This is a genomic window from Janthinobacterium sp. PSPC1-1, assembly GCF_049897625.1.
In the GTDB taxonomy this organism is placed as follows: domain Bacteria; phylum Pseudomonadota; class Gammaproteobacteria; order Burkholderiales; family Burkholderiaceae_D; genus Janthinobacterium; species Janthinobacterium tructae.
The window spans coordinates 603,564-620,833 of sequence record NZ_JAFCWP010000002.1; the positions used below are offsets into that span (position 1 = coordinate 603,564).

Genomic DNA, 17,270 nt, shown 5'->3' on the forward strand with positions numbered 1-17,270 from the left:
TCATGACTGAAAAAACAGCAACACCCCAACCGACCGGCTTGACCGTGCACAACCAATCGCGCGTGCTCGACGTGGCCTTCGACGATGGCAGCACATTTACGTTGCCGTTCGAATACCTGCGCGTGTACTCGCCGTCGGCCGAAGTGCAGGGCCATGGCAAGGGCCAGGAAACCTTGCAATTAGGCAAGCGTCTGGTGGGCATCACGGGCCTGGAGCCTGTCGGCAACTACGCCGTGCAACCCACCTTCAGCGATGGCCACAATTCCGGCCTGTATACCTGGGCCTATCTGTACAAGCTGGGCGCGCAGCAAGCGACCCTGTGGCAAGCCTACCTGGACCAGCTGGCGGCGGCCGGCTACCCCGGTGACAGCGGCCGCGACGCCAAGGCGGACATGACGGTCAAGCAATCTTCCGGCCACGTGCATGGCCCCAGCTGCGGGCATAAACACTAAGCTGAAAAAATAGTGCGGTAATCTTGCCGGATTGCCGCCTCCCTGTTCGTCGTATGAATGCCCGCGCTTGCGGGCATTTTTCTTTTGGAGAAGAGACTATGGAATACCTGATCCTGATCTACGCCGACGAGGCACGCTATGAAAGCATGGAAGCCTGATGGCCGACTTTGCCAGCTATACGCAGGACCTGGAGGCCGCTGGCGGCGTATGCACAGGCGGCAATGCTTGCTTCAAATGTAGTGGAAAGGCAATACCTTCTCCGGCGTCAGGGGGAAATGCGCCTGCCGCTTGTATAATGCGTGCAAGTTCAAACAGACTGCCTACCATGACCAATACGACCCATTTCGGATACAAAACAGTTGCAGAAGACGACAAAGTGCGCGAAGTCGCCAAGGTGTTCCATTCCGTCGCTGCCAAATACGACGTGATGAACGACTTGATGTCGGGCGGGCTGCACCGTCTGTGGAAGACGTTCACCATTGCCAACGCGGGCGTGCGCCCCGGCTTCAAGGTGCTCGACATCGCCGGCGGCACGGGCGACCTGTCGAAGGCGTTTGCCAAGCAGGCGGGCCCCACGGGCGAAGTCTGGTTGACCGATATCAATGAATCGATGTTGCGCGTGGGCCGCGACCGCCTCTTGAATCGCGGCTTGCTCACCCCCACCTTGTTGTGTGACGCGGAAAAACTGCCGTTTCCCGATAACTATTTTGACCGTGTCAGCGTGGCCTTTGGCCTGCGCAACATGACGCACAAGGATGTGGCGCTGGCGGAAATGCGCCGCGTGCTGAAGCCGGGCGGCAAGCTGCTGGTGCTGGAGTTTTCCAAGGTGGCCGCGCCGCTGCAAAAGCCGTATGACCTGTATTCGTTCTCGGTCTTGCCGTGGTTCGGACAGAAAATCGCCGGCGACGCGGAAAGCTATCGCTACCTGGCCGAATCGATCCGCATGCACCCGGACCAGGAAACGCTGAAGACCATGATGGAAACGGCGGGCCTGGAGCGCGTGCAGTACTACAATTTGACGGCAGGCATTGCCGCTTTGCATACCGGTATCAAGATGTAATGCATCAATGTTGGTGATTTTAGGAGATGGAATGAAATTGAAGAAATTTATGGTCGGCATGATGCTGGCCGCGACCACGGTATCCATGCTGGGCGAGGCGCTGGCCCGTCCGATGGGCGGTGGCCGTTCGTTTGGCCGCCAGTCGCAAAACGTGGGCCGTCAGGCGCCCGCACCGGCGCCGACCCCGGCACCGGCTGCCGCGCCACGCCAGGCGCAACCTGCGCCAGCCCCCGCACCGGCACCTGCCGCCAAGGCACCGAGCCGCTGGAAGGGCTTGCTCGGCGGCGCCTTGCTGGGCCTGGGCCTGGGCGCGCTGCTGTCGCATTTCGGCCTGGGCGGCGCCCTGGCCAGCATGATCAGTACCCTGCTGATGGTGGCTTTGCTGGCCGGCGTGGCCTACTTCATCTACCGCATGGTGCGCGGCAAGCGCGACAGCAATGCCAACTCGGGCAATGCGCCGTTCGCCGGCTTCGGCAACCAGCCTGCGCCGGCCGGCAACGTGCCCGACATCGGTTCGCGTATTCCACCGCTGCCGCCGCTGCAGCCCGTTTCGTCCGGCGTCGGCCTGGACAAGCCGGCGCCAGTTGCTGCGCCATGGGGCGTGCCAAGCGACTTCGACAAGGAAGCCTTCCTGCGCCACGCGAAAAGTAATTTCATTCGCCTGCAAGCGGCCTGGGACAAGGCGGACGTCAACGATATCCGTGAATTCACGTCGCCGGAAGTGTATGGGGAACTGCGGATGCAAATCCAGGAACGGGGCGCGCAGCCAGACTTTACCGATGTCGTCACCATCGATGCCGAATTGCTGGGCATCGAGACGAGCGTCAACGATTACCTGGCCAGCGTGAAGTTTACGGGCCTGATCCGTTCGGCGCCGGGCGCGGCAGCCGAGCCGTTCGCGGAAGTGTGGAATATGTCGAAACCCGTCAGCGGCAACAGCGGCTGGGTCTTGGCAGGCATCCAGCAATTGAATTAATTGTCAAAACTTGCTGAATAATGGCTTAAGTTCATGCGCAATGCATGATGCTTGACAGATATTTCCTGCCGAACTGGTAAGATCGAAACCGCCCACGTTGTTTTACGGGCGGTTTTTTCTTTTTAGGGGCGCGCGCGGCGCGCAGTATATAGATGGCACCATTTTCCGATCTCTCCCTGATGACGCCCGTCATCGCGACCATCAACCATTTGCTGGCGCAAGAGCCGTGGGCGCGCCAGCAGCTGGCCGTGCACGCGGGCAAGCTGGCCTGTATCGACACGGGCGCCGTGGCCTTGCGCCTGCGTGTCGACAGCGCCGGCATGCTGGAAGCGGCGCCGGCCGATATGCCGGCCAATGTCACCATCCGCGTCAAATTGTCCGACGTGCCGCTGATCCTGCAAAACCGCGAGCGGGCGTTTTCGTATGTAAAAATCGAAGGAGATGCCGAGTTTGCCAATGCGATTTCGCAATTGAGCAAGGGTTTGCGCTGGGAAGCCGAGCACGACCTGGAAAAAGTACTCGGTCCCATGCTGGCTACGCGCCTTGTTTCCGGCGCGAAAGATGCCGCCGCCTTTGTGCGCACGGGCCAGCAAAAGCTGGCGGAAAACGTGGCTGAATATTTTCTCGACGAACAGCCGATGCTGATCCGTCCTGCTACCCTGCAAGAGTATTCCGCTGGCGTGACGCGCGTGCGCGATGATGTCGAACGCCTGGCCAAGCGCCTTGCCCGGCTGGAAAAGGCGGCCGCCGCCCTCCAGCCGCAGTCCTCCTCACCGGATTTGTCTACATGATATTGAAATTTCTGCGCCTGTTTAAAATCATCCGTGTTTCCATCAAGTACGGTCTGGATGAGATAGCGATTTCTGGTCTGCAAGTTCCCCGCACCGCCAAATTGATCGACACTCTGATTTTCTGGCGCGACCTGTCGTCGCCACGGGGCATGCGCCTGCGCCTGGCGCTGGAAGAGCTGGGTCCGATTTTCGTGAAATTCGGCCAGGTGCTGTCGACCCGGCGTGACCTGATGCCGCTCGACATCGCCGAAGAACTGGCGCGCCTGCAAGACCGGGTGCCGCCGTTCGATTCCGACCTGGCCATCGCGCAGATCGTCAAGTCGCTGGGTGCGCACCCGGATCAACTGTTTGCCCGCTTCGAGCGCGAGCCGGTGGCGTCCGCCTCGATTGCCCAGGTGCACTTCGCCACCTTGAAAGATGGCCGCGAAGTGGCCGTGAAGGTCTTGCGTCCAGGCATGAAAAAACTGATCGACGAAGACGTGGCCCTGATGCATATCGCGGCCGACTGGACCAGCCGCCTGTGGGCCGATAGCAAGCGCCTGAAACCCAAGGAAGTGGTGGGCGAGTTCGACAAATACCTGCACGACGAGCTGGACCTGATGCGCGAAGCGGCCAACGCCAGCCAGCTGCGCCGTAACTTCGCCAACTCGGACTTGCTGATGGTGCCGGAAATGCACTGGGATTATTGCTCCAGCAGCGTCATCGTCATGGAACGCATGGTGGGCATTCCCGTGTCGCAGATCGACCGCCTGGTGGCGGCCGGCGTGGATTTGCGCAAGCTCTCCAGCGATGGCGTGGAGATTTTCTTCACGCAAGTGTTCCGCGACGGCTTTTTCCATGCGGATATGCATCCGGGGAATATTCTCGTGTCGATCGCGCCCGAATCGTTCGGCCGCTACATCGCGCTGGACTTCGGCATCGTGGGTACGTTGAACGATTACGACAAGGATTATCTGTCGCAAAATTTCCTCGCCTTCTTCCGGCGCGACTACAAGCGCGTGGCCGAGGCACACATCGAATCGGGCTGGGCGCCGAAGGACACGCGTGTCGATGAGCTGGAAGCGGCCGTGCGTGCCTGCTGCGAGCCGATCTTCGACCGTCCGCTGAAAGATATCTCGTTCGGCCAGGTCTTGCTGCGCCTGTTCCAGACCTCGCGCCGCTTCAATGTGGAAGTGCAGCCGCAGTTGGTGCTGTTGCAAAAGACCCTGCTCAATATCGAAGGCCTGGGCCGCCAGCTGGATCCGGAACTGGACCTGTGGCAAACGGCCAAGCCGTATCTGGAAAAATGGATGAGCAACCAGGTGGGGCCGCAAGGCTTCATGGAACGCCTGCGCGCCGAGGCGCCCCGCTATGCGCACATCTTCCCGCAATTGCCGCGTTTGCTGCACCAGGCCTTGACGGTGCATGGCGAGCCGCGCGAAAACGATGTGGAATTGATGAAAACCTTGCTGGCGGAACAACGCCAGACGAACCGCTTGTTGAGTTTTATCGTGTACTTCGTGGGCGCCTTCGCGCTCGGTGCGCTGGGCTTGCAAGTGTTCATGCGCTGGCATCAACTGCCGTTTTAACTGGATCAGGATGTAAGTGATGGCTAACTTTCAAACCCGCGATCCGCTCTCGCCGGCCTTCTGGGACGAGCGTTTCGAGAAGCAATTTACGCCCTGGGACCAGGGCGGCGTGCCTGCGCGTTTGCGCCGCTTCGTTGCCGACAGTCCGGCGCCGCTGCGCTGCCTGATTCCCGGCTGCGGCTCGGCCTATGAACTGGTCTTCATGCTCGATCACGGCTGGGATGCCACGGCCATCGATTTTTCACCGGCCGCCGTGGCCGCCGCGCGCGCCGTCGTCGGTGCGCGGGCAGGGCAGGTAGTGGCAGCCGATTTCTTCGCCTGGGAACCCGTTGCGCCGCTGGACTTGATCTATGAACGGGCCTTCCTGTGCGCCATGCCGCGCGCCATGTGGCCGCAAGTGGCGGCCCGCTGGGCGCAACTGCTGGCGCCGGGAGCCATGCTGGCCGGCTACTTTTTCTTTGACGACAATGCCAAGGGACCGCCGTTCGGCATGTCGCGTGAGCAATTGCAGGCCTTGCTGGCGCCGCATTTCGACTGCCTGGCCGATGAGGCCGTGGACGATTCCATCGCCGTCTTTGCCGGCAAGGAACGCTGGATGCGCTGGCGCCGCCGGGCGGACTGAGGCTAGCGGCTGAGCGAGCGGGCATTTTCCGCTGGGAATGGCGGAAAAGCTTTATAATTCAGGGTTTTTGATGATTTTCTCGGAGTAGAGATGCCGATTTACGCTTACCGTTGTGACGAGTGTGGTTTTGCCAAGGACGTCTTGCAAAAGATCTCCGATCCAGTACTGACGGTGTGCCTGTCGTGCGGCAAGCCCAGTTTCAAGAAACAATTGACGGCCGCCGGCTTCCAATTGAAGGGCACTGGCTGGTACGCGACCGATTTCCGTGGCGGCACGGCGCCCACCACGGCCATTCCGACGGGCCCGGCCGATGGTGCCAAGCCCGCCCCAGCCGCCGAGAGCGCGCCTGCCGCGGCGCCTGCGTCCGCAGCACCGGCCGCCAGCAAAACCGACTGAGGATGTACCATGGAGCCGGTGAGATCCGTCTCCCGCCACCACCACCAGAGAGATGCATGCGTAAATACTTTATTACCGGATTACTGATTTTGGTGCCCCTGGCCATTACGGCCTGGGTCTTGAATCTGGTGATCAGCACGATGGACCAGTCGCTGTTGCTGGTGCCCGGCAGTACGAAGCCCAGCGTCTGGTTCGGCCACCAGGTGCCCGCGCTGAGCACCATTCCCGGCCTGGGCACGGTATTGACGGTACTGATCGTGTTCTTCACGGGCTTGCTGACGAATAACCTGGTCGGCAACTATGTGGTGAAGCTGTGGGAAAAATTGCTGCAACGCATACCCATCGTCAATTCCCTGTATTCCAGCGTCAAGCAAGTGTCCGATACCTTGTTTTCCCCGTCGGGCAATGCCTTCCGCAAGGCCGTGCTGGTGCCGTATCCGCACCAGAATTCCTGGACCATCGCTTTCCTGACGGGCGTGCCGGGCGGCGATGCGGCGAATCACCTGGTAGGCGACTATGTCAGCGTGTACGTGCCGACGACGCCGAATCCGACATCGGGCTTTTTCCTGATGATGAAACGCAGCGATGTCGTCGAACTCGACATGAGCGTCGATGCGGCGCTCAAATATATCGTCTCGATGGGCGTGGTAGCGCCTGCGGAAGTTGTTGCTGTACCGGCCCCGGCAGCCAAAGAATAAAGGCAGGCGTCCCACGCGGGACGTGGCCGGATTGAACACTCACTAACCTGAACTGAGAATTTTATGTCTATGCGTACTGAATACTGCGGCCTCGTCACCGAAGCCATGCTGGGACAAACCGTCAGCCTGTGCGGCTGGGTACATCGCCGCCGCGACCACGGCAGCCTGATTTTCATCGACTTGCGCGACCGTGAAGGCCTGGTGCAAATCGTCTGCAACCCGGAACAAGCGGAGATGTTCAAGGTCGCCGAAGCCGTGCGCAATGAATTCTGCCTGCGCGTGACGGGCGTCGTGACCAGCCGTATCGACGGCACCATCAACAACAACCTGAAATCGGGCAAGATCGAAGTGGTCTGCTCGGAACTGGAAGTGCTGAACCCGTCCGTGCCCGTGCCGTTCCAGCTCGATGACGACAACCTGTCGGAAACGACGCGTCTGACGCACCGCGTGCTGGACCTGCGCCGCCCGCAAATGCAGAACAACCTGCGCCTGCGCTACAAGGTGACGATGGAAGTGCGCAAGTACCTCGACGCGCTGGGCTTTATCGACATCGAAACGCCGATGTTGACCAAGTCCACGCCAGAAGGCGCGCGCGATTACCTGGTGCCGTCGCGCGTGAACGCGGGCAGCTTCTTCGCTTTGCCGCAATCGCCACAGTTGTTCAAGCAACTGTTGATGGTCGCTAACTTCGACCGTTACTACCAGATCACCAAGTGCTTCCGCGACGAAGACTTGCGCGCTGACCGCCAGCCTGAATTCACGCAGATCGATTGCGAAACCTCGTTCCTGACGGAACAGGAAATCCGCGACCTGTTCGAAGACATGATCCGCGTCGTCTTCAAGAACACCCTGAACATCGACTTGCCGAACCCGTTCCCGGTGATGGATTTCGCTGAAGCGATGGGCCTGTACGGCTCCGACAAGCCGGACATGCGCGTCAAGCTGGCCTTCACGGACTTGACCGAAATCATGAAAACGGTCGAATTCAAGGTCTTCAACGGCGCCGCCAACATGAAGGGCGGCCGCGTGGTGGCCCTGCGCGTACCGCAAGGCGGCAGCATGCCGCGTTCGGAAATCGATGCTTACACGCAATTTGTCGCCATCTACGGCGCCAAGGGTCTTGCTTACATCAAGGTCAACGAGAAAGCCAAGGGCCCTGAAGGCTTGCAATCGCCGATCGTCAAGTTCCTGCCTGCCGACGTGCTGGCCACGATTCTCGAGCAGACGGGCGCGCAAGACGGCGACCTGATCTTCTTCGGCGCGGACAAGGCCAAGGTCGTCAACGACGCCATCGGCGCGCTGCGCGTGAAAATCGGTCACAGCGAGTTCGGCAAGAAAGCCGGCCTGTTCGAAGACGTGTGGAAGCCATTGTGGGTGGTCGACTTCCCGATGTTCGAACACGACGAAGAAGCGGACCGCTGGACCGCGACCCACCATCCATTCACGGCACCGAAAGACGGCCATGAAGACATGCTGGAAACCAATCCGGGCGCCTGCATCGCCAAGGCCTACGACATGGTCTTGAACGGCTGGGAACTGGGTGGCGGTTCGATCCGTATCCACCGCGAAGAAGTGCAAAGCAAGGTCTTCCGCGCGTTGAAAATCGATGCCGAAGAAGCGCAGCTGAAGTTCGGCTTCCTGCTCGACGCCCTGCAATACGGCGCGCCACCGCATGGCGGCCTGGCATTCGGCCTGGACCGTATCGTGACCATGATGACGGGTTCCGATTCGATCCGCGACGTGATCGCCTTCCCGAAAACCCAGCGCGCCCAGTGTCTGCTGACACAAGCGCCGTCGGAAGTGGACGAGAAGCAATTGCGCGAGCTGCATATCCGTTTGCGCGGCGCCGAGCCAAAGGTAGCGTAATGCAGCATGCGGCCGCTGCGGCGGCCGCTGTTTGATAATGCTATGCAAAAAGAGGCGCTGACGAGGCGCCTTTTTCATTGTTGATATGACTCATAAAATTCCCGTTTCCGTGCTGGTCGTCATTCATACGGCTGATCTGGACGTCTTGCTGATCGAGCGCGCGGGCCAGCCCGGTTTCTGGCAATCGGTGACCGGTTCCGTCGACGCCGTCGACGAACCGCTGCTGCAGACGGCCGCGCGCGAATTGTGCGAGGAGACCGGCATCGTCGTCGATGGATGCGACATCGTGCTGCGCGACTGGAACTTGTCGAATGTGTACGAGATCTATCCGATCTGGCGCCACCGCTATGCGCCCGGCGTGACGCGCAACACGGAACACGTGTTCAGCGTGCAAGTGCCGCGCGATACGCTGATTACGCTGAGTCCCCGCGAACACTTGCAGTACGCGTGGCTGCCGTACCTGGCGGCGGCCGACCGCTGTTTCTCGTCGTCCAACGCGGAAGCAATTTTGCAATTGCCGGCCATGACGGGCCTGGCGCGTCCCACCTGATTTCCCTAGAAAGCATTCCATGTTGAACTGGTTACACTTGACTGTGCAGCAAAAACTGCTGGGCACCTTGGGCATCGTTTTTTGCCTGTGCTTTATCTTCCTGCTGTTCAGCTCCACCGTGCCTGGCCGCACGCCGCCCATCGGCATGCCGCTGATGGCGATCGGCTGGCTGCTGCATCCGGGCGCCTTTGCCAAGGGCAAGCGCACCGTGGCCTGGCGCGGCGCACCGCTGCTGGTCAAGATCGTCTGGGCTGCCGGCATTACCGCGCTGCTCGTCAGCGTGACGGCGGGCGTGGGACGCATGCTGGCGTGAGCCGCTGCAACTATTGTTATATGGTATTATTGCCTTAATGGTAATTTTACTGAATGACGAAAGGCTTGCATGCTGAACTGGCCTCAACTTTCTTTTCAACAGCGCCTCCTGGGCGCCATCTTCCTGTCCTGGATCTTTGGCGCCCTGTATGCCGTGTGTTTTCCCGATCAGCCACATGCCCGCTTGCCGCAGGCAGGCTTGCCCTTGCTGATGCTGGGATTTCTCCTGCATCCCCGTTGCTTTGCCGGCGGACGCGGTGCCTTCAGCTGGAGCAGCGCACCCAGACTGGTGAAGGGCTTGTGGGTCGTCGGCATCGTGGTAGGCAGCATCAGCGCCGCCGATAGTTTGCTGGGAGCGATGGCAGGCAGATAAAGTGGGACTTGGGTGCGCACGCGCACCTACGTTGGCGCCGCGCGGGGCCTGTCTGGGAGTAGAATCAAGGCATGAAAATCCGCGTAGCAACTTATAATATCCACAAGGGTGTCTCCTCCGTGCGGGGCTTGCCCAGGGTGCACGCCTTGAAGCAGGCGATCGCTCTCTTCAATGCCGATGTCGTCTTTTTGCAGGAAGTGCAAGGCAAGCATGACCGCAATGCGGCCCGCTATGGCGCCGAGAACAACGGCCACAAGCATTGGCCGGAAGCGTCGCAGCATGAATTCTTTGCCGGCGCCGAACACCATTCCGCGTATGGCATGAATGCCGTGTATGACCATGGCCACCATGGCAACGCCTTGCTGAGCAAGTTTCCCATCGCCTCGCAAACCAACCACGACGTCTCCGACCATGCCTACGAGCAGCGCGGCATCCTGCATTGCGTGCTCAAGACGCCGCAGGTCGACGTGCACTGCTATGTCGTGCACCTGGGCCTGTTCGAATCGGGGCGGGGCCGCCAGACGCAGGCGCTGATCGACGCCGTCCTGGAATCGGCGCCGAATGGCGAGCCCGTCATCATCGCGGGCGATTTCAACGACTGGCGCAACACGCTCAGCGACAAGCTGCGCAATGCGCTCGGTGTGGTGGAGGTATTCGACCAGCGCGCGTCGAACTCGGCCCTGGGCGACCTGGTACGCACCCTGGCGCGACGTCAGACGAAAACACCGGTCCCCGTACCGGCGCGCACCTTTCCCGCCGCCTTGCCGTGGTTCCGCCTGGACCGCATCTATGTGCGCGGTTTCCACGTGGAAGGCGCGCAAGTGATGCATGGCACGCTATGGGCAAAATTGTCGGACCACGCGCCGATCGTTGCTGCCTTGAAACTCGCGTAGACTGCCGGCATGCGCACAGTCAATTTCATCGCCCACAACAACATCCAGCTGCTGTATTGCGGCACCGATTACTTTCCCGCGTTGATAGCCGCCATCGATGGCGCGCGCTCGGAAGTGTATTTCGAGACGTATATCTTTGCCGATGACGCCACGGGCACCCTGGTGCTCGATGCCCTGAAACGCGCGGCCGCGCGCGGCGTGCTGGTGTGCATGATCACGGACTGGTTTGGCACGGGCAACCGCCGCGTGAAAGCCATGCATGCGCAGCTGGAAGCGGCCGGCGTGCACCACCGCATCTTCAACCCGTGGTTTCGGCGCGGCATCACGCGCACGCACCGCAAGATTTGCGTCGCCGATGGAGAAATTGCCCTGGTGGGCGGCATCAATATCAACGACGACATGTTTTGCGACTATGACCACAGCATCAGCCTGGAAGCGCCGCGCTGGGATTTCGCCGTGCAGGTGAAGGGCCCGCTGGTGGACGCCATCCATGAAGAAGTGCAGGCACAGTGGGCGCGGTTGGGCAAGATGAACCTGGTACGGCGTATCAAGCTGTACCGCAAGATGCGCGTGGTCAGCAAGGAGCTGGCGAAGAATCCCGTCGTGGCTGGCTTCGTCGTGCGCGACAACCTGCGTAACCGCCGCACCATCCAGCGCGCCTACCTGCAGGCGCTGGGCCAGGCGCGCAAGAGCGTGATGCTGGCCAACCCGTATTTCGCGCCCGGGCACAAGCTGCGCCACGCGCTGGCCCAGGCGGCCCAGCGGGGCGTCGACGTGGTGCTGTTGATCGGCGTGGGCGAATTTCGCATGCAAGATGCCGTGGCGCACTCGTTTTATCCGAAACTGCTGGCTGCCGGCGTGAAAATCGTCGAATACCGCAAGACGCAGCTGCACGCCAAGGTGGCCGTGGTCGACGATGACTGGGCGACAGTGGGTTCGAGCAATATTGACGCGCTGAGCCTGTTCCTGAACCAGGAAGCGAACGTGGTCATCAAGGACGTGGCGTTCGCGCAAAGCCTGCGCCAGCACATCGAGCAGGGCGTGGCCGACGGCATCGTGATTCACCAGGACGATTTCAAGCACATCGGCCGTGTCCGGCGCATCGGCTACGAAGCCGCCTTCCTCGTGTACCGGCTGGTGATGCGCATTTTTTCAGTAGGCAAGTACGCATGAATGAGATGACAACGGTAAGGCTGGATAAATGGCTGTGGGCGGCGCGCTTCTTCAAGACGCGCTCCTTGGCCAGCGAAGCCGTCGATACGGGCAAGGTCAAAGTGGGCGGCGAGCGCGTGAAACCGGCGCGCAGCCTGCGCGTGGGCGACGAGCTGGCCATCGACAATGGCGCGGAAACGTGGGAAGTGGCTGTGCTGGGCCTGTCCGACAAGCGCGGCGCGGCACCCGTGGCGCGTCTGCTGTACGGAGAAACACCGGCCAGTATCGCCCGCCGCGAGCAGCTGGCGGAGGAGCGCAAGCTGTTCCGCGAGCCGGGCACCACCATCAAGGGGCGGCCGACCAAGCGCGACCGCCGTCAATTAAGCAAGGCAGGCGGCCTCGACTGAGGCGCGCTTGTTGCTGTCAGGCAAGGGCGCGCACCGCTTTTGCCTGCCTGAAATCGCTACAAACACGCGGCCAAAAAATGCTGCGCTGCATCAATAGAACGCCGGCTCTAAAGTTCCCGTTTGACTTTTACGTGGTAGTGGATAATAGTACGAGCGTTCGGATTTTTTCGAAGCGTGCTTTTTTTTACCCTCGCTTCAGTCCGCCAAATCGGCAACATCACTTTTAGAACGGACCTCTTGAATACTTCAGTCAAATTCATGCGCAAGGGCGAACTGACCCGTGCAGCCATCCTCGACGTGGCGCTGGACCTGTCCAGCCGCGACGGCCTGGAAGGCCTGACCATTGGGCTGCTTGCGGACAAAATGAACATGAGCAAGTCGGGCGTGTTTGCCCACTTTGGCTCGCGCGAAGACTTGCAGATGGAAGTGCTGAAGCTCTACCACTATCGTTTCGAGCAAGAAGTCTTTTTCCCCAGCATGAAAGAGCCACGCGGCATCCAGCGATTGCAATCGATGTTTGCGCGCTGGGTCAAGCGGGTCAGCGTGGAAATCGCTTCCGGCTGCATTTATATCAGCGGCGCCGTCGAGTATGACGACCGTCCCGGCCCCATCCGCGACTCCCTGGTGGCCATGGTACGGGCCTGGCAAGGCGCGCTGTTGCGCTGTGTCGAGCAATCGATCGCCACGGGCGACCTGAAAGCAGACACGGACGCCCAGCAGCTGGTGTACGAGATGTATGGCCTGATCCTGGCCCTGCATCACGATGCGCGCTTCCTGCGCGTGCCGGGCAGCATCGAACGGGCGCAAGCGGGCTTTATCCGCCTGCTGGCGTCGTACCAGAATTCCGTCACAAGCAAATAAGCCGTCAGGCAGTATCCGCAGCAACGCACACGCAGTTCACAAGTACAACACTTTAGCTAAACGCCTTCAGGAGAAAAATTATGGGTCAATACGTCGCGCCAATCCGGGATATGCAATTCGTTCTGCATGAGTTCCTGCAAGTGGAAGAAGAACTGAAGCAAATGCCGTCGTACGCCGACGTCGACGCCGATATCATCAACCAGGTACTGGAAGAGGGCGGCAAGTTCACCTCCGAAGTGTTGTTCCCCCTGAATCACTCCGGCGACCGCGAAGGCTGCCACCACGATCCCGTCACGAAAAGCGTGACCACGCCTAAAGGTTTCAAGGAAGCGTACAAACAGTACGTCGAAGGCGGTTGGGCAGCCTTGGCTTGCGATCCGCAATACGGCGGCCAGGGCTTGCCCGTCGTGCTGAACAATTCGTTCTATGAAATGCTGAACTCGTCGAACCAGGCCTGGTCCATGTACCCTGGCCTGTCGCATGGCGCCTACGAGTGCCTGAAGGAACACGGCACCGACCACCAGAAGGAAGTGTATCTGCCGAAACTGGTGTCGGGCGAATGGACGGGCACCATGTGCCTGACCGAACCGCACTGCGGCACCGACCTGGGCCTGCTGCGCTCGAAGGCGCTGCCTGAGGCGGATGGTTCCTGGACCATCACCGGCAACAAGATCTTCATCTCGGCCGGCGAGCACGACATGGCGGAAAACATCCTGCACCTGGTGCTGGCCCGCGTGCCGGACGCGCCGGAAGGCTCGAAAGGCATCTCGCTGTTCCTGGTGCCGAAATTCCTGCCGAACGCGGACGGTACGGTCGGTGAACGCAACCCGATCACCTGCGGCGCCATCGAAGAAAAAATGGGCATCCACGGCAACTCGACCTGCCAGATGAACCTGGACGGCGCGAAAGGCTGGATCATCGGCCAGCCGAACAAGGGCCTCAACGCCATGTTCGTCTTCATGAACGCGGCCCGCCTGGGCGTGGGCATGCAGTCGCTGGGCCTGACGGAAATCGCCTACCAGAACGCGCTGATCTACGCCAAGGACCGCACGCAAATGCGTTCGCTGTCCGGCATCAAGAACCCTGAACTGCCGGCCGACCGCATCATCGTGCACCCTGACGTGCGCCGCATGCTGTTGACGGGCAAAGCCTACGCCGAAGGCGCGCGCGCTTTCACTTCCTACGTGGCGCTGCAGATCGACCGCGAACTGCACCACCCGGACGCCGACGTGCGCAAGGAAGCCGCCGACGAAGTGGCGCTGCTGACCCCTGTCATCAAGGCCTTCATTACCGACAACGCCTGGATCGCCACCTCGGAAGCGATGCAAGTGTTCGGCGGCCACGGCTACATCTCGGAGTGGGGCATGGAGCAGTATGTGCGTGACGCGCGCATCAACATGATCTACGAAGGCACGAACACGATCCAGTCGCTGGATCTGCTGGGCCGCAAGATCCTGGGCGACAACGGCGCCAAGCTGCGCAAGTTCGGCGAAAAGATCAAGGCCTTTGTCGAAGACAACGGTACCGATGAAGCGATGAGCGAATTCGTCACCCCACTGGGCGACCTGGGCGACAAAGTCACCAAGCTGACCATGGAAATCGGCATGAAAGCCTTCCAGAATCCTGACGAAGTGGGCGCGGCATGCGTGCCATACCTGCGTGTCGTCGGCCACATGATCTACAGCTACCTGTTCGCGCAGATGGCCAAGATCGCCCTCGAAAAAGAATCCAGCGGCGACAAGTTCTATACCGCCAAACTGGCTACCGCACGTTTCTACTTCGCCCGCTTGCAGCCTGAAACGGCAACCCTGATCCGTCAGGCGCGTTCCGGTTCGGCCAACCTGATGGCACTCGACGCAGACCTGTTCTAAGACTTGAGGAAAATATGACCAATTTCATCGTTAAAAAAGTAGCCGTCCTCGGCGCCGGCGTGATGGGCGCGCAGATCGCCGCCCATTGCATCAACGCGAAAGTGCCGGTCGTGCTGTTCGACCTGCCCGCAAAAGAAGGTCCGAAGAATGGCATCGTGCTGCGCGCCATCGAGAACCTGAAAAAACTGTCACCTGCGCCGCTGGGCAACAAGGATGACGCGTCGCTGATCCAGGTGGCCAACTACGAAGACAACCTGGACCTGCTGGCCGGTTGCGACCTGATCATCGAAGCCATCGCCGAGCGCATGGACTGGAAACACGACCTGTATCAAAAGGTCGCACCGCACATCGGCCCGAACGCGATCTTCGCCTCGAACACTTCCGGCCTGTCGATCACCAAGCTGGCCGAAGGCTTCGACGCCGACCTGAAATCGCGCTACTGCGGCGTGCACTTCTTCAATCCGCCGCGCTACATGCACCTGGTCGAGATCATCCCGACCGAGTTCACCAAGCCGGAAATCGCCGACCAGCTGGAAGGCTTTTTGACCACCACCCTGGGCAAGGGCGTCGTGCGCGCCAAGGATACGCCGAATTTCATCGCCAACCGCGTTGGCGTGTTCGGCATCCTGGCCATCGTGCACGAAGCCGAGAAATTCGGTCTGTCCGTGGACGTCGTCGATGACCTGACGGGCTCCAAGCTGGGCCGCGCCAAGTCGGGCACCTTCCGCACGGCGGACGTGGTCGGCCTGGACACCATGGGCCATGTGATCAAGACCATGCAGGACTACCTGCCGAACGATCCTTTCGCCGCCGTCTACAAGACGCCGGCCGTGCTGGCGCAGCTGGTGGAAAAAGGCGCGCTGGGCCAGAAGAGCGGCGCGGGCTTCTACAAGAAAGTCGGCAAGGAAATTCAACGCCTCGATTTCGCTACTGGTGAATACGTCGCTGGCGGCGCCAAGGCTGCCGACATCATCGCCCGCATCCTGAAAGAAAAGGATCCGGTCAAGAAGATGAAGGCGCTGCGCGAATCGACGAATCCACAAGGCCAGTTCCTGTGGGCGATCTTCCGCGACGCTTTCCACTACATCGCCATTCATCTGGACACCGTGGCCGACAATGCGCGCGACATCGACTTCGCCATGCGCTGGGGCTTCGGCTGGAACGTTGGTCCGTTTGAAACGTGGCAGGCATCGAACTGGCTGCAAGTGGCCAACTGGGTCAAGGAAGACATCGACGCCGGCCATGCGCTGTGCAACGCACCTTTGCCAGCCTGGGTATTCGAAGGTCCGGTCGCTGAAAAAGGCGGCGTGCACACGCCCGAAGGTTCCTACTCCGCCGTGTCGAACAGCTTCGTACCCCGTTCGAGCCTGGCCGTGTATGACCGCCAGCCATTCCGCGCGCCCGTCCTGGGCAGCGGCGCCATCGACGGCAAGACTGCCGGCACCACCGTGTTTGAAGACGAATCCGTGCGCGTCTGGCATACGGGCGACGATGTATTGATCATCTCGTTCAAGACCAAGATGCACGTGATCGGCGAAGGCGTCATCAATGGCCTGAAACTGGCGCTGGCCGAAGCCGAGAAGAACTTCAAAGGTTTGGTGATCTGGCACGCCGACGCAGCCGAAGGCGGTGCCTTCTCGGCTGGCGCCGACCTGCAATCGGCCCTGCCAGCCTTCATGCAAGGCGGCGTGAAAGCCGTCGACCCGATCATCGCCGAACTGCAAAACACCTTCATGTCGCTGAAATACGCGAACGTGCCGGTGATCGCTGCAGTCGCTGGCCTGGCCCTGGGCGGCGGTTGCGAGCTGGCGCTGCACTCTTCGAAGCGCGTGGCCTTGATCGAGTCCTACATCGGCCTGGTGGAAGTGGGCGTCGGCCTGATTCCAGCCGGCGGCGGCTTGAAGGAAGCGGCGCAGCGCGCCTACAAGGAAGCGAAGGGTAACGACATCCTGCAATTCCTGAAAACGGGCTTCACCAATGCAGCCACCGCCAACGTGTCGAAATCGGCGCTGGAAGCGAAAAAAATGGGCTACCTGAAAGAAGACGACGTGATCGTGTTCAACGCCTACGAGCTGTTGCACGTGGCCAAGGTCGAAGCGCGCGCCATGTTCGACGCCGGTTTCCGTCCGCAACTGCCGTCGCTGATCCAGGTCACGGGCCGTTACGGCTGGGGCACCATCAAGGCGCAGCTGGTCAACATGCGCGACGGCGGCTTCATTTCGGCGCACGATTTCAAGCTGGGCGAGATGATCGCCGAGATCGTATCGGGCGGCGACGTGGACCAGGGCAGTTTCGTCAGCGAACAGTGGCTGCTGGATATGGAACGCAAGGCATTCCTGGAGCTGTTGAACCATCCGAAAACCCAGGAACGGATCATGGGCATGATGCAGACCGGTAAGCCGGTACGCAACTAAGCACAACG

At 60.6% G+C, this 17,270-nt stretch carries 18 protein-coding genes; all 18 read left to right on the forward strand.

The features are described 5' to 3' along the window. Nucleotides 1-2: 2 nt before the first annotated feature. Nucleotides 3-452 (forward strand): gamma-butyrobetaine hydroxylase-like domain-containing protein, encoded by a 450-nt coding sequence (locus ACP7EG_RS10225; protein ID WP_096233542.1) that lies wholly within the window; start codon nt 3-5, stop codon nt 450-452. A 325-nt stretch (nt 453-777) separates the two neighbouring features. Then, nucleotides 778-1,512: a bifunctional demethylmenaquinone methyltransferase/2-methoxy-6-polyprenyl-1,4-benzoquinol methylase UbiE gene (gene ubiE / locus ACP7EG_RS10230; protein ID WP_034753359.1), complete on the forward strand. Its 735-nt coding sequence runs from the start codon at nt 778-780 to the stop codon at nt 1,510-1,512. Nucleotides 1,513-1,543: 31 nt separating this feature from the next. Beyond that, nucleotides 1,544-2,488, forward strand: a complete 945-nt coding sequence (locus ACP7EG_RS10235; RefSeq protein WP_426087500.1) for a Tim44 domain-containing protein — start codon at nt 1,544-1,546, stop codon at nt 2,486-2,488. Nucleotides 2,489-2,640: 152 nt separating this feature from the next. Further along, nucleotides 2,641-3,279, forward strand: coding sequence for a ubiquinone biosynthesis accessory factor UbiJ (locus ACP7EG_RS10240; RefSeq protein WP_426087501.1), 639 nt, complete (start codon nt 2,641-2,643; stop codon nt 3,277-3,279). After that, nucleotides 3,276-4,847 (forward strand): ubiquinone biosynthesis regulatory protein kinase UbiB, encoded by a 1,572-nt coding sequence (gene ubiB / locus ACP7EG_RS10245; RefSeq protein WP_426087502.1) that lies wholly within the window; start codon nt 3,276-3,278, stop codon nt 4,845-4,847. The genes ACP7EG_RS10240 and ubiB overlap by 4 nt, the downstream gene beginning before the upstream one ends. Nucleotides 4,848-4,866: 19 nt before the next feature. Then, entirely contained in the window at nt 4,867-5,469 is a 603-nt protein-coding gene (locus ACP7EG_RS10250; RefSeq protein WP_426087503.1) for a methyltransferase, read from the forward strand. Between the two features lie 90 nt (nt 5,470-5,559). After that, entirely contained in the window at nt 5,560-5,865 is a 306-nt protein-coding gene (locus ACP7EG_RS10255; protein WP_426087504.1) for an FmdB family zinc ribbon protein, read from the forward strand. 56 nt (nt 5,866-5,921) lie between these two features. Beyond that, the gene (locus ACP7EG_RS10260) at nt 5,922-6,563 is read left to right on the forward strand and encodes a DUF502 domain-containing protein (RefSeq protein WP_141171532.1); all 642 of its coding nucleotides are present in this window, start codon (nt 5,922-5,924) and stop codon (nt 6,561-6,563) included. Between the two features lie 63 nt (nt 6,564-6,626). Then, the gene (gene aspS / locus ACP7EG_RS10265; RefSeq protein WP_289951355.1) at nt 6,627-8,429 is read left to right on the forward strand and encodes an aspartate--tRNA ligase; all 1,803 of its coding nucleotides are present in this window, start codon (nt 6,627-6,629) and stop codon (nt 8,427-8,429) included. Between the two features lie 85 nt (nt 8,430-8,514). Further along, nucleotides 8,515-8,979 carry a dihydroneopterin triphosphate diphosphatase gene (gene nudB, locus ACP7EG_RS10270; protein WP_426087505.1) on the forward strand — a complete coding sequence of 155 codons (465 nt, stop codon included), beginning with the start codon at nt 8,515-8,517 and terminating at the stop codon, nt 8,977-8,979. Between the two features lie 19 nt (nt 8,980-8,998). Then, nucleotides 8,999-9,292 (forward strand): hypothetical protein, encoded by a 294-nt coding sequence (locus ACP7EG_RS10275; protein ID WP_426087506.1) that lies wholly within the window; start codon nt 8,999-9,001, stop codon nt 9,290-9,292. 69 nt (nt 9,293-9,361) lie between these two features. Beyond that, nucleotides 9,362-9,664 (forward strand): hypothetical protein, encoded by a 303-nt coding sequence (locus ACP7EG_RS10280; protein WP_426087507.1) that lies wholly within the window; start codon nt 9,362-9,364, stop codon nt 9,662-9,664. A 71-nt stretch (nt 9,665-9,735) separates the two neighbouring features. Further along, nucleotides 9,736-10,557 carry an endonuclease/exonuclease/phosphatase family protein gene (locus ACP7EG_RS10285; protein ID WP_426087508.1) on the forward strand — a complete coding sequence of 274 codons (822 nt, stop codon included), beginning with the start codon at nt 9,736-9,738 and terminating at the stop codon, nt 10,555-10,557. A gap of 9 nt (nt 10,558-10,566) precedes the next feature. Then, the gene (gene clsB, locus ACP7EG_RS10290; protein ID WP_426087509.1) at nt 10,567-11,730 is read left to right on the forward strand and encodes a cardiolipin synthase ClsB; all 1,164 of its coding nucleotides are present in this window, start codon (nt 10,567-10,569) and stop codon (nt 11,728-11,730) included. Next, nucleotides 11,727-12,116 (forward strand): RNA-binding S4 domain-containing protein, encoded by a 390-nt coding sequence (locus tag ACP7EG_RS10295; RefSeq protein ID WP_096233566.1) that lies wholly within the window; start codon nt 11,727-11,729, stop codon nt 12,114-12,116. The genes clsB and ACP7EG_RS10295 overlap by 4 nt, the downstream gene beginning before the upstream one ends. Before the next feature lie 258 nt (nt 12,117-12,374). Then, nucleotides 12,375-12,977, forward strand: coding sequence for a TetR/AcrR family transcriptional regulator (locus ACP7EG_RS10300; RefSeq protein ID WP_096233568.1), 603 nt, complete (start codon nt 12,375-12,377; stop codon nt 12,975-12,977). Nucleotides 12,978-13,057: 80 nt separating this feature from the next. Then, nucleotides 13,058-14,848, forward strand: a complete 1,791-nt coding sequence (locus tag ACP7EG_RS10305) for an acyl-CoA dehydrogenase C-terminal domain-containing protein (RefSeq protein WP_099760869.1) — start codon at nt 13,058-13,060, stop codon at nt 14,846-14,848. Nucleotides 14,849-14,862: 14 nt separating this feature from the next. Next, nucleotides 14,863-17,262: a 3-hydroxyacyl-CoA dehydrogenase/enoyl-CoA hydratase family protein gene (locus ACP7EG_RS10310; protein WP_426087510.1), complete on the forward strand. Its 2,400-nt coding sequence runs from the start codon at nt 14,863-14,865 to the stop codon at nt 17,260-17,262. Nucleotides 17,263-17,270 lie beyond the last annotated feature (8 nt).

Coding starts and splice junctions, on each gene's coding strand:
- ACP7EG_RS10225 (WP_096233542.1), top strand. CDS start 3: ATGACTGAAAAAACAGCAACACCCCAACCGACCGGCTTGACCGTGCAC.
- ubiE (WP_034753359.1), top strand. CDS start 778: ATGACCAATACGACCCATTTCGGATACAAAACAGTTGCAGAAGACGAC.
- ACP7EG_RS10235 (WP_426087500.1), top strand. CDS start 1,544: ATGAAATTGAAGAAATTTATGGTCGGCATGATGCTGGCCGCGACCACG.
- ACP7EG_RS10240 (WP_426087501.1), top strand. CDS start 2,641: ATGGCACCATTTTCCGATCTCTCCCTGATGACGCCCGTCATCGCGACC.
- ubiB (WP_426087502.1), top strand. CDS start 3,276: ATGATATTGAAATTTCTGCGCCTGTTTAAAATCATCCGTGTTTCCATC.
- ACP7EG_RS10250 (WP_426087503.1), top strand. CDS start 4,867: ATGGCTAACTTTCAAACCCGCGATCCGCTCTCGCCGGCCTTCTGGGAC.
- ACP7EG_RS10255 (WP_426087504.1), top strand. CDS start 5,560: ATGCCGATTTACGCTTACCGTTGTGACGAGTGTGGTTTTGCCAAGGAC.
- ACP7EG_RS10260 (WP_141171532.1), top strand. CDS start 5,922: ATGCGTAAATACTTTATTACCGGATTACTGATTTTGGTGCCCCTGGCC.
- aspS (WP_289951355.1), top strand. CDS start 6,627: ATGTCTATGCGTACTGAATACTGCGGCCTCGTCACCGAAGCCATGCTG.
- nudB (WP_426087505.1), top strand. CDS start 8,515: ATGACTCATAAAATTCCCGTTTCCGTGCTGGTCGTCATTCATACGGCT.
- ACP7EG_RS10275 (WP_426087506.1), top strand. CDS start 8,999: ATGTTGAACTGGTTACACTTGACTGTGCAGCAAAAACTGCTGGGCACC.
- ACP7EG_RS10280 (WP_426087507.1), top strand. CDS start 9,362: ATGCTGAACTGGCCTCAACTTTCTTTTCAACAGCGCCTCCTGGGCGCC.
- ACP7EG_RS10285 (WP_426087508.1), top strand. CDS start 9,736: ATGAAAATCCGCGTAGCAACTTATAATATCCACAAGGGTGTCTCCTCC.
- clsB (WP_426087509.1), top strand. CDS start 10,567: ATGCGCACAGTCAATTTCATCGCCCACAACAACATCCAGCTGCTGTAT.
- ACP7EG_RS10295 (WP_096233566.1), top strand. CDS start 11,727: ATGAATGAGATGACAACGGTAAGGCTGGATAAATGGCTGTGGGCGGCG.
- ACP7EG_RS10300 (WP_096233568.1), top strand. CDS start 12,375: ATGCGCAAGGGCGAACTGACCCGTGCAGCCATCCTCGACGTGGCGCTG.
- ACP7EG_RS10305 (WP_099760869.1), top strand. CDS start 13,058: ATGGGTCAATACGTCGCGCCAATCCGGGATATGCAATTCGTTCTGCAT.
- ACP7EG_RS10310 (WP_426087510.1), top strand. CDS start 14,863: ATGACCAATTTCATCGTTAAAAAAGTAGCCGTCCTCGGCGCCGGCGTG.